Consider the following 12,444-nt stretch of genomic DNA (forward strand, 5'->3'; position numbering starts at 1 on the left):
GTTTCGGTTAAAATTCCAGGGATTTTTTGTCTCTGTTCGGGGAGCGTCCCTGTTCCAAAACTGTCCGAAGTATTGATTAGTCATTAGTCATTAAAGTCGAGGTAATATGGCTACAAAAAGTTTTCAGGAGTTGCGGGTTTATAAATTATCAGAACGACTAGCTGATGAAATTTGGACAACTGTTAACACTTGCGAGCCATTTGCAAAAAATACGATCGGCTAACAAATTGTCCGTTCAGCCGATAGCGTCGGTGCTAACATAGCAGAAGGAGTCGGACGAGGCAGCTATCAAGACAATAAACGTTTTGTCAAGATAGCTAGAGGTTCTTTATATGAAACTCAACACTGGTTGAGACGAGCTTACACTCGAAACCTTTTAACTGTTGAACAAGTCAATATATTCACAGCAATCATTAATGACTTAGCTCCTCAATTAAACTCCTACCTACAATCTATCGGAGCATCCCCTAAAAATCACGATCAATAACTCACAAATAATAACTGAGGGCTAACAACTAACAACTAATGACTAACAACTAATGACTAATGACTAATGACTAATGACTAATGACTAATGACTAATGACTAATGACCAATGACTAAGGAGGTAATATGCGATCGCGAACTGTAAGAGAAGGTTCTGTCGGGTTCTTAATTTTAGTAGGAATCGGTTTATTTGGCGGCTTAGTGCTCTGGCTGCGGGGCGTGCAGCTAGGGAACCGCAGCTACAAATTCGCCGTAGAATTTGGCAGCGCCCAAGGAATGCAAATAGGCACGCCCATCAGGTATCGTGGGGTTGCAGTCGGTAAAATTACCGCCCTCAAACCGGGTTCCAACGGCGTAGACGTGACGCTGGAGATTGCCCCCGGTACTTTAGTGATTCCCAGGGATGTTACGATCGAAGCGAATAAATCGGGTTTAATTGGCGAATCGTCGATCGACATTACCCCCAACTCGATTTTGCCAGAATCCTTACTTACCGCCAATCCCGTTAGTGCCGACTGTCCCCCTGAGATTATCTGCCAAAATTCGCGCTTAAAAGGTCAAGCTGGAGTCACTATCGACGAACTAATTAAATCCACAGTCCGCCTAGCTAATTTCTACACTGACCCTGCGCTGTTCAACAATATTAAATCCCTGGCAGAAAATACAGCTAACACAGCTAAAGGTGCAGCTAAACTCACTCAAGATTTATCGAATTTAACTCAAACTGCCCAAACCGAAATCAAAAATTTAAATCAATCTGTCAGGGGAGACATTGGGACATTGAATCAATCGGTTAAAACCGAAATAGCCAGTTTGAATCAATCATTAAAGGGAGAAGCCAGCAGTTTAAATCAATCATTAAAGGGAGAAGCCAGCAGTTTAAATCAATCGCTAAAAGGGGAAATATCAGGAATTGCCGCTGATGTTTCTAAAGTAGCAGCTACGGCGGACACTTCCACAAAAGCCGTATCTGCCGCTGCGATAAATTCTGCTAATTCAGTAACTCAAGCAGCCAATCAAATTACATTAACAGCCAACCAACTCAATTCTTTAGTAACAACCAACCGCGCCAGTTTAGTCTCAACTCTAAATAACATCAATCAAAGCAGTCAGGAACTGCGGGTAGCTGTCAGCAGTTTGAGCCCGACAATTAATCGAATCAACGAAGGACAATTGCTAAACAATTTAGAAGTTTTATCAGCGAATGCTGCCCAAGCTTCTAGTAATTTGCGAGATTTATCCAGCCAGGTAAACAATCCCGCCACTTTGTTATTATTGCAGCAAACTCTAGATTCTGCACGAGCTACCTTTCAGAACGTGCAGAAAATTACTTCCGACGTGGATGATTTGACGGGAGATCCGGCTTTCCGCAACAATATTCGCAGGTTGTTCAACGGATTAGGAGGCTTGTTGGGTTCGACAGAACAACTGCGACAGCAAGTTAAAGTTACTCAAACATTAGCTCCCCTTTCTGAGAAAGTAAATGCGAGTACGCCTGCCATAAATCAATCAGTAGACCCTGGATTTCCCAGCTTGCAAAAACAGCCAAAATTGCCTGTTATACCTTCTCAAACTGCAAGATCAGCAGAACCACTTGCTCCCGAAAATACTCCTTAAAACAGGGTATCATTGAATAACCGCAATTATTGCAAGATTCGTGACTTCCTCTAGTTAGTAAGGTGCGTAATGCACCCCGATTACAGCTAGTTAGTAGGGTGTGCATTGCACACCCCGCTATTAAAGTTCTTGTGCAAATTCTATTTAAAAAAAACTGTGTGAAGCGAAACCGAGAAAACCAATGACGCAAACATTATCGAAACGGGAAGAAACCAAAAACAAGTATACTATAACTTGGGAAAAATTGCCAGGCGACTTTAAATTAGCCGACGAGCCTGTGGAAAATATCGACCAACCACTTTTAGCCGCGGCCCTGCGAGAAGCCTTGGATCTCGCAGGATTTATCCTAGCTTCAATGCTAGTAGCTTCCAATTTTGGACTGTGTGCCAAAGTTAACGACAAAACAGTAGTAAAAGCACCAGATTGGGTGTACGTTCCCTCGGTATTGCCAGCAGAACCAGGAGAAGTTCGTCGCAGTTATACGCCCAATGCTGAGGGAGAAGTCCCCGCAGTAGTAATGGAATTTTTATCGGATACTGACGGCAGTGAATATTCAAATAAACCGACATATTCTTACGGAAAATGGCGGTTTTATGAGCGAATTTTGCAAGTGCCGATTTATGTAATTTTTGAACCAAAATCGGGAGTTTTGGAAGTGTATAGACTATCGAATTCGGGAGAGTACGAATTGCAAGAACCGGATACTAATCAGCGATTCTGGATAGAATCAATGGGTTTATTTCTGGGGGTTTGGGAAGGTGAAAAATCTCAGAGAACGGGTTATTGGTTGCGCTGGTGGGATGAGAATGGCAATTTGCTGCTGTGGGGTGCGGAACGGGTGGAACAGGAACGCCAGAGGGCCGAAGAGGAACGCCAGCGCGCCGATCGACTAATGGCATACTTGAGGAGTCAGGGTATCGATCCTGATGGCATTTGAAGGTGTGAAAGGTCGATCGACCTTTCGGCCATTAATCCAATCCCATTTTGATTGCACAATCGAGTCAGCAAGGGCGTTTGAGATTAAAAATAACCACAATTAAGGAGCGATCTGCAGGACTGCAACAACATTAGAAGAAAAATTAGATCGGCTTTCTGATGAATTAGCCTCAGCACTAGAAGCGGAACGCCAGCGTGCTCCTGAACTCACATCTTTGCTACCGTGTTACCGAGCTCGGTTTGGCGAATTGCCTGAGAGTAACGGCTAAAAAGTAAGGGTGCGATCGCGCTTCATCGATCTCGCCCGCGTGTTATTGTTACCTAAATGTCCTTGACAAATCTCAGTTTTTGTGATTTGGCTAGGATGGGTCTCAAATTTTAAATGGCGAAGGGCGATCGTTTTGCGATCGAACTTGGGCATTCTAGAGATTAGGTGCTTTGCGAGTGCCTGGAAAACAGCGACACCAAGAGTTAGCAATGGAAAGCACACAAAAAAAATCTAGTGATAGTCGGGTTCATCGGAGCGATCGAATTAAGCAGATTTTTGCGTTAGTATCAATGGTTGGCTTTGGTGGTTCGGCAATTTTTGGTATGGTGAGTCTGTTCGGCAGCGGTTTGAGCAGCCAGCACCAGCAAAAATCTGCTCCGGTAGCAGTTTCTCAGGAATCTTTGCTGGCGGCGCAGGAACGGGGATATGAGACGGTTTTGCAGCGGGAACCGCAGAATCAGACGGCTCTGGAGGGGTTGGCAAATGTGCGGTTGCAGATGAATAATAAGGTGGGGGCGATCGAGCCTTTGGAGAAGTTGGTGAAGCTAAATCCCGGGCGATCGGATTATAAGGTATTGTTGGGGCAGGCGAAGGGGAAGAAGTAGCGGAAAGGGCGATCGGACCATCGGACGATCACGTTTGCCTTAAAGTTAAGGGTCGATCGATTTTTTGGTAGGGGCGATCGATTTGCGATCGAACTTGGGCATTCAAGGGTTAGGTGCTGTGTGAGTGCCGGGAAACTACCAGGGCAAAGGATTGGTGATGGCAAGATAGAAATCCTCCGCTCAAAAATCAAGCCATAAAAACAGAGAGAATCTACATGAAAAATCAACTTTACTCAAAGGAATTCTACAAATCTCTGCTAACTGGTTCGCAGCAATCAGCTAGAGAAATTATCCCTCTATTTATGGAAATGGTTCAGCCTAAGAGCGTTGTTGATGTAGGTTGCGGTACAGGAGGTTGGTTAGCTGTATTTAAAGAACTTGGTATCCAAGACTATTTGGGGATAGATGGCGAATATGTAGATCTCAAAATGCTGCAAATCCCCCAAGAAAATTTTTTAGCATTTGACCTTAAACAACCGTTGCCAATAGACAAAAAATTCGATCTAGTAGTGTCATTGGAAGTAGCTGAACATCTGCCCTTTGAAGTGGCAGAAATGTTCGTTAATTCTCTAACTCGTCTGGGAGAAGTTGTGCTTTTTTCAGCAGCTATACCTTTTCAAGGAGGAGTAAATCATATTAATGAACAGTGGCCAGATTACTGGGTAAATATTTTCCAAAAACAGGGGTACGCAGTTGCAGATTGCTTGAGAAAAAAAATATGGAACAACCCAAAAGTTGAGTTTTGGTACGCTCAAAATATTCTAGTATTCGCTCAGCAATCCTGTCTAGAAAAATATCCTTTACTGGCAAAAGAGGTGAGAGAAACAACTATCGATAGGTTAGCTATAGTACATCCCACTGCTTATAGAAATGTTGCCTCGGCACTTGAACGCGAGCGTCAGCAGAGAATATCTAACAATTATCAAGTTCCATTTGCTTACTCGTGTCAACAAATGGTTGGATTTGAAGGTAAGAACGATCGGAATATTGCGAACTCTCAAACCACAAATCAGATGGATACTCAAAAGCTCGTTCAAGTCAGCAGTCAGTTATCCGAGTCGCCAATGCAAAGTCTTTCGGTTTGCATGATTGTTCAAAACGCTGAGAAAACTTTGGAGCTTGCTCTCGAATCTCTTGATGGTGTTTATGACGAGCTAATAGTTGTTGACGGTGGCAGTACCGACTCCACCTGCGAAATTGCCTTGCGTTATGGAGCCAAAGTTATAAACTCAGCTTGGACAGGCAATTTTTCTGACCAGCGGAACGTGTCTTTGAAAGAAGTTAAGACTGATTGGGTTTTTATTATCGATGCAGATGAATTTATTGACCTGAAAACTCTGGAGTTTTTACGTTATGTAAAAGCTAATGCTACTCAGTTAGATGCCGATCACTTTTTTATTACCAGAAAGTGGATTAGTCCATTCAGTAAAAAATATTACGTTAATAGCGAACCTCATTTTCCCGATTGGCAATGTCGCCTTTATAAATATGACAAAGCTCTTTTTTACAGGGGACAAATTCATTGTGTGATTCATGGGCTAAAACAGCAAGGTATAAGTTATCTGGAACTGGGTGTATATCACTTAGATTTGTTAGTTAAGAGTGAATCTCAAAGACAAGAAAAAGTTCAAATATATATGAAGGATAATCCTAGAGATGGGATGCCTCATTACTATATACCCGACATCACGCAGCTAAGTTTACAAGAATGGAATTATCAAGATTTACTGCCTGAAGTTCCGAAGTTACTAAACGCTATGCCGATGAAATGCAAAGTTTGCGAATCAGATTCATATCATTTTGCCCAGGGTAAAGTTATGGGTAAATATGATGTTGATTATTTTCAATGTTCAAACTGCGGATTTGTTCAAACCGAAGAACCATACTGGCTAGACGAAGCCTATTCTCAACCAATAGCAAGCAGTGATGTTGGCTTAGCATACAGAAATTTGTCATTTTCAAAAATCACCCAAAATTTATTATTTAACTTCTTTAATCATCAAGCAATATTTCTCGACTACGGGGGTGGCTACGGTCTATTTGTCAGGCTGATGAGAGATGCGGGATTTGACTTTTACTGGCTCGACAAGTTTTGTCAAAATATATTTGCTCAAGGATTTGAGATTGACGCAGCCACAAATAACCAATTTGAATTAGTGACGGCATTTGAAGTATTTGAGCATCTGGTTCACCCCACATATGAGCTGGAAGAATTGTTAAAAAAATCCCGAAATATTTTATTGAGCACAGAATTGCTGCCAGAGAGCAATCCTAAACCTAATGAATGGTGGTACTATGTGCTTCACGAAGGTCAGCACGTTTCTCTTTATACAGCTAAATCTCTTTCAATCCTTGCTGCCAAGTTTAATCTCAACTTCTACTCAAATGGTTCCTCTCTTCATTTACTAACAGAAAAAAAATTGCCGGAAGATTTATTTGAGCAATTGGCAAAAGGAGGATTAGCAGCGGTTAATAAGGTGTCGCTTTTACAGAATGACTTCTTAAAAGCTGTTAGCCAAATTACTCATATTCAACAAGAACCAAAGATACAGCCTGCGGAAATAGAAGAGGACGGGGACTCGCAAAGCGGGTTGACAATACTGGTGGACGGTGTATTCTTTCAAATGTACAGAACAGGAATTGCCCGCGTTTGGAGGTCGCTGCTAGAAGAATGGGCGGAAAATGGTTTTGCCAATCATATAATTGTATTGGATCGGGTGGGAACCTCGCCAAAAATTGCGGGAATTAGGTATTGCACCGTGCCTGCTTATGATTACAGTAAAACTGATGCTGACCGGGAAATGTTACAGCAAGTATGTGATGAAACTGGTGCAGACTTATTTATATCCACCTACTACACAACACCTCTATCAACTCCCTCTGTATTCATGGCTTATGACATGATTCCAGAAGTATTACGGGCCAATTTGAATGAACCCATGTGGAGGGAAAAGCATCATGCTATTAGTCATGCTTCTGGATATATTTCAATTTCAAAAAATACAGCGCGGGACTTGACAAAATTTTCCCCAGAAATTCCCCTAGAATCTGTAACGGTAGCTCATTGTGGAGTAGACAATCTTTTCGCGCCAGCGAGTCAAGAAGAAATTAATAGTTTTAAAACAAAGTACGGCATCTCAAAACCCTACTTTATTTCAGTCGGAGGTGGGTCTGATTATAAAAATACTATCTTGTTTTTTCAGGCTTTTGGAAAACTTGCCAGTAAACAAGGATTTGAGATTGTTTGTACAGGGACTGGAATTCTATTAGAAGAAGAGTTGAGAAATTATACTTTGGGAAGTGTTGTGCATAAGCTACACGTCAGCGATGACGAATTGAGATTAGCTTATGCCGGTGCTGTAGCTCTGATTTATCCGTCAAAGTATGAAGGTTTTGGGATGCCTGTGTTAGAGGCAATGTCCTGCGGTTGTCCAGTCATCACTTGTCCCAATGCCTCTATACCTGAAGTTGCGGGGGAAGCAGCTTTATATGTGAATGATGAGGATGTTGAGGGTTTAGCCCATGCACTTTGTGAGGTACAAAAACCGAAAATTCGCAATTCATTGATTGCGGCTGGTTTGCAACGGGCGCAAAATTTTTCTTGGTCAAAAATGGCGCAAACTATGAGCGCTGCATTGATTAATGGGACTCTCTTACCTTTGAATTTGAGAGATATTAATTTGATCGTTTTCCCAGATTGGTCGCAACCAGAAGAGTCTTTGGGTTTAGAATTAGAAGGAGTTGTCAGGGCGATCGCAACTCACCCAGACAAAAGTAACATAACTCTTTTGGTAGACACGAGCAATATTTCTGATGAAGATGCTAATCTCGCTTTATCTAGCGTAGCGATGAACCTTTTAATGGAAGAAGATTTAGATGTTTCCGATGGGCCGGAAATTTCCCTGATTGGACAGTTGAGTAAAATTCAGTGGGAAGCTTTGATACCTCGACTTCACAGTCGGATTGTCTTGGAGAATGAGAACACAGAGGCCATCGCACAAGCTAAATGCGAGAACATTTCCTCCTTTGAACTAGACCGTTTTATACAGGAGACTAACTGATGAATCTAGCGAGTTTCTGTGTATAGCAACTCGCTCCACGCACTACTCATGGGGAGTAGCACCATCAAGGATTTTTGTCAACATATATCTGCCACATTTGCTCGTAAGCTTTTTCCATCTCTCGCGTAAATTGCTTGCCATTCCACAGCGGAGCAGTTTGTCGTGACTGCCGCAATTTCCAAGATATTTGCTGCCGCAAAACAGCATCTTTTCCTAAACGAATCCCCCATTCTACATACTCTTCGTCAGTCCAAGCAATCCCTTCTGAAATACCTGCATTCATCATCATCGTGTAGCTGTTGCGCGCAGCAAACTGCTCTCCAACGCGCGTTACTATCGGAACGCCCATCCACAGCGTTTCCATAGTTGTTGTAGCTCCGTTGTAGGGGTAAGTATCGAGTACCACATCAGCAATGCCCAAATTAGCTCGGTGTTCTGCCTCCGCTCCTGCCATTGGTAAAAATCGCAGCCTGTCGCCCTCCACCCCCTCTGATTCTGCAATTTCGACAAAAAACTTTTTGATTGATTGTTGATCCGCCAAACCTTTAATTAAGAAATAGCTATTCGGTACGGCTTTAATAATTTGCATTTGCAGCCGTGCTGTATTCGGGTGATACTTATATCCCCTCTGAGCGCTAAGATAAATCACAGCATCACTGCCGATGTCTAAACTATCGCGCCGTAAAGTTGGCGCCCCAACTTCAAAACCATCGACTGCTATGTAAGTTTGAGGCAAACGCCAAATTTTTTCCGTATAGTATTCCTGAGCTGATTCTGGTAAAACATAAGGATCGGCAATATAGTAATCAATAGTTGGCACGCTAGACGCATCCCAACCCAGCCAAGTCACTTGAATTGGTGCTGGTTTGATAGCCATAGTTTCACAAGTATCACTCAGCGTCATACTATCGAGATCGACTAAAATATCAATTTCATCTTCGTAAATTTTCTCAGCAGCTTCGTGACTATCTAATCCTAATTTATAAGCTTTATCAACTTTGCTAATGTACCAATCTTCTAACTTGTCGCGGTTCATTTCAGAGCCAAGCAGGTAAGCATTTACTTCAAAGCGAGATGGATCGCGGTACTCAAACACCCACCTGGCCAACCACCCCACAGAATGGCTGCGTAAACAATGAGAAATATATCCAATCTTCAAACGTTTACCAGGAGGATCAACCTGGAGAAGGGGCGATCGTCGCTGGCGACATTTCTCCACTTTCTCCTTTGCATAATTTTCAACATTTAACTGAGCAAGCTGAGCTATTTGACTGCGAATTTGTATATTTTCCCGTGGGAGATCCTGAAAGTATGGCAAAAAAAACACAGAAATAAATAAACGAACAGTTGCAGCCTGAGCCAGGGATGTCGGTTGCTCTTCTATCAAAGACGCTAACAGGGATTTCTGCGTTTCCAAGGCTAAACAAAATTCATCCCAATAGCCACCAGCTCCCATCAAACTGCGTACAAGCAAGAAATTAGCATAAACTTTATTTGCTAAGCCTTCCATAACTGAATAGCACAACTTAGCAGTTTCTATTCCTTTAGAGTGCTCGCTAATATCTTGATAAAAAGAAGACAAAGTACCCAATAATTCTGGATTTAGAGGCTCCACACGCAATGCTAATTCAGTAAATCGTGCTGCCAACTCAACTTGCTTTGCAGAGTAAAAAATCTTATAAACAAATGGTATTAAAATACTAAAAAAAGTTAGGGACTCTTTGACGTAGGCTATACTAGCATCCGTCAACTCAAAGGATGATGGATGGAAAGGAGCCCGGTCTAAAACATTCTTCAACACTTGCATCAATAGCTCAAAGTCTACCCAGTTCGATTCTTCTGATTTTAGTAGCTCAATGACGCCTGTATCTGCCAATTCCTCTCCGGTATATACCTCCAGCATGGTGGACAGCCCGATCGAATGCAGCAGGTTGTTGATATCTGTAGGATTAATTTCCCTGATATGCTGCCGAATTGCCCAAGCCACCGCATAGTCACCCTGATCCCGCTGTCTATCTGCCTCTGTTTGCAGAACCTGTATTAGTTCCTCAGTCCACCGATCTATTTCTTCAGGCTCTCCGTCCGCCACTCCCAACAGCCAAGTAGTCTGAGCTTCTACCTCTTGTCCCTGCAACATCAACATCAACCCTAACTGCCAGTAGTGGGACTTAATGCCAGGTTCGTCTTCAATTGCCTGTTCGTAAAGCTTTGCAGCCTGAACGTAATCTCCTTTAAGCAGAAATTGATCAGTTTTTTGCTGCCAATCAGATCCTAAAGCCGGTAAATCACTAGAAACCATAGATCAATTTGTTCAAAACAGTTTTTATATAAAAAATTAGAGCAGGTAGCACACAGAGTCCTACCCGCCCCCCTTAACAAGCCATGCTGGTTATGTTCAGCAATTACTTAGTAACCAGTACCATGTCTGTTCCACACCTGACTTCAGTCGAACTAGTAAATACAGCGGCAGTAGGAGCACCAAAACCACTCGTCTCACAAAGTACGCTCTGCGTGGTTTTTGCCTCGCCTGCATCAACCAATCCTACTCCCCCTGCATATCCTTTGAGAGTATTAGAAACGGGGGTTGCCAGGGCGCTAGCCGAGCCTGTCGTACCTGTTACAGAGTATTGATAGTTAGTAGTTTGAGTTTTGAGACCCAGACCCAAAACGGCAACATTACTCCCAAAGCTTGGATTCTCTGCGTAGTAAGCCTGCTGACCCTTGTTTATCGAGGCGACATACTGCTTGGCTTCTGATTGCTTGGCTTTGTTAGCTTGGCTGAGGAACGCGGGCAAAGCGATAGCAGAAAGAATACCGATGATGATGATAACAACTAGCAGTTCAATCAGGGTGAAACCTTGATCCTGTCTTCTTTTGTTGATGTGTTGCAGGAACTTGGCTTTAAATTCAGTCTTCATAATTTGTTTCTCCTTGAGGGGGTGGAATGCTCGATTTTTAACTCTTATATGTAACTTACCCAGTTTCCCCGGCTTTGCTATCATCCCGTCCAATTTTTTTTTATGTCTGGTGGCTAACGCTCCAAAAGCACGTACAGAAGGACTTCCAGCCTACTCAACAGTTCCTTGAGTTGATCGAAGGCTGTCTCCAGGGCTGCGGGTTCTAGATTAACAGCAGACTTGGCTCGGCTCTGCAACCACTTTTCCGCTAGCGACACCGCAGACTGCAGCCCATCCCACAGAGGTAACAAGCAAGCTGCGATTCTACTATCGATCGCCACCGGCGCTAGAGTCGGCACAACAATATAACGACTAATCTCAAACGGCTGATCACTGGCAATGCAATTAGTCAAGTTTTCCCTCGCCTCGGAAGTCCTGAGTTGAGGATGCAAATGCACCCGCGCCGACTGCCAGTCAGCCTCCGTCCGTTCCGAAACAGGCACAACAGCCTGAGTGCCGGGATTGCCACACCAGAAATCAAACAGCCGATGCTGGGGATGTAACAGTTCAAACAAATGCAGCCGTTCTTCCACAGAAGTTTCTGGCAGACTCATCGCCAAAAACGCAGGCAAATCATCTGGATCTTTAAACAAATCCATCAACTCCCAACGGCGCCACGCCACCATGCTGATAAACTCTAGATCGGCGGCTCTCAAAAGTGCAAACAGTTCAGGCACGCTACATCCTTTGTCACCCAGCAATAAATAGTTTGACAGAATCCACCCCTCATCGTTTGCGCGATCGGCATTCCAACTAACTGCTTTGAGCCATATTTCATCTTGCAGCGCCTCCATAGTCTCCCGGACTATTTCAATCTCCAACTCGCCTGGAGTTCCATTCATCAATCCCATTGTTTTGAAAGCAGCTTGAGCGCGAAATACTCCCGCTCTACCAATGGAACTGTGCAGGTTAGTCCGAATAATGCCATCAGGTTTGAGAACCGATTTCATTGCCTGCATTCCTGCAACTGCATCGGGCAACAAATAAAGCACTTCGTCAGCATTAATGTAGTCGAACTGCAAACCTAAACTGGGTAATTCTTCTATTTTTATCGCATAAAATTCAGCATTCTCAAAGCCGTGATATTGCAAACGGTGGCGGGCTAACTTAACAGATTCTTCTGATAAATCAATTCCCACAATTTTAGCTCCCGGATTAGCTGTAGCCAAAACTAAGGATTTGTATCCGCTACCGCATCCTGCATCCAGAATAAGTTTGCCTTCAGTATTGATAACTTTCCGATTTCTGAAGTAGTAAGCAGTTACAAGGTTGTTAAGGTAAAGCAACTGATACTCATACTCAGGAGATTTTTCGAGAGGAATTCTGGGAAAAGGGGCATAGTCAAATTGCTGGCGAATTTTGTCTATTAAATCAGATTCTTGATTTTCCATTATGAATTACTCTTGATGCTGTTAAAATGCTGTGGCACTTCCTATTATCAATACTTCGGACAGTTTTGGAACAGGGACGCTCCCCGAACAGAGACAAAAAATCCCTGGAATTTTAACCGAAAC

At 43.1% G+C, this 12,444-nt stretch carries 8 protein-coding genes; 5 read left to right on the forward strand and 3 right to left on the reverse strand.

Going from position 1 to position 12,444, the window contains the following annotated elements; all coding sequences use genetic code 11:
- The first annotated feature begins 259 nt into the window (after nucleotides 1–259).
- The 5 genes from QUA38_RS22695 to QUA38_RS22715 all read left to right on the forward strand — a co-directional run bounded on the left by QUA38_RS22695 (nucleotide 260) and on the right by QUA38_RS22715 (nucleotide 7,973).
- Nucleotides 260–487: a four helix bundle protein gene (locus QUA38_RS22695; protein ID WP_333165827.1), complete on the forward strand. Its 228-nt coding sequence runs from the start codon at nucleotides 260–262 to the stop codon at nucleotides 485–487.
- A 125-nt stretch (nucleotides 488–612) separates the two neighbouring features.
- On the forward strand, nucleotides 613–2,103 hold the full coding sequence (locus tag QUA38_RS22700; protein ID WP_333165812.1) for an MlaD family protein: 1,491 nt from the start codon (nucleotides 613–615) through the stop codon (nucleotides 2,101–2,103).
- A 181-nt stretch (nucleotides 2,104–2,284) separates the two neighbouring features.
- On the forward strand, nucleotides 2,285–3,040 hold the full coding sequence (locus QUA38_RS22705) for a Uma2 family endonuclease (protein ID WP_333165815.1): 756 nt from the start codon (nucleotides 2,285–2,287) through the stop codon (nucleotides 3,038–3,040).
- 476 nt (nucleotides 3,041–3,516) lie between these two features.
- Nucleotides 3,517–3,912: a tetratricopeptide repeat protein gene (locus tag QUA38_RS22710; RefSeq protein ID WP_333165817.1), complete on the forward strand. Its 396-nt coding sequence runs from the start codon at nucleotides 3,517–3,519 to the stop codon at nucleotides 3,910–3,912.
- A 215-nt stretch (nucleotides 3,913–4,127) separates the two neighbouring features.
- Nucleotides 4,128–7,973 (forward strand): methyltransferase domain-containing protein, encoded by a 3,846-nt coding sequence (locus QUA38_RS22715; RefSeq protein ID WP_333165819.1) that lies wholly within the window; start codon nucleotides 4,128–4,130, stop codon nucleotides 7,971–7,973.
- Between the two features lie 64 nt (nucleotides 7,974–8,037).
- Here the strand turns inward: QUA38_RS22715 and QUA38_RS22720 are convergent, their stop codons facing one another.
- The 3 genes from QUA38_RS22720 to QUA38_RS22730 form a co-directional block, all read right to left on the reverse strand.
- On the reverse strand, nucleotides 8,038–10,272 hold the full coding sequence (locus tag QUA38_RS22720) for an O-linked N-acetylglucosamine transferase family protein (protein ID WP_333165821.1): 2,235 nt from the start codon (nucleotides 10,270–10,272) through the stop codon (nucleotides 8,038–8,040).
- Nucleotides 10,273–10,375: 103 nt separating this feature from the next.
- Complete coding sequence (locus tag QUA38_RS22725) at nucleotides 10,376–10,891, reverse strand: type IV pilin-like G/H family protein (protein ID WP_333165823.1); 516 nt, start codon at nucleotides 10,889–10,891, stop codon at nucleotides 10,376–10,378.
- Nucleotides 10,892–11,004: 113 nt separating this feature from the next.
- The gene (locus QUA38_RS22730; protein WP_333165825.1) at nucleotides 11,005–12,321 is read right to left on the reverse strand and encodes a methyltransferase domain-containing protein; all 1,317 of its coding nucleotides are present in this window, start codon (nucleotides 12,319–12,321) and stop codon (nucleotides 11,005–11,007) included.
- Nucleotides 12,322–12,444: the final 123 nt, after the last annotated feature.

Source organism: Microcoleus sp. Pol12B4, from assembly GCF_036701385.1.
GTDB lineage: Bacteria > Cyanobacteriota > Cyanobacteriia > Cyanobacteriales > Microcoleaceae > Microcoleus.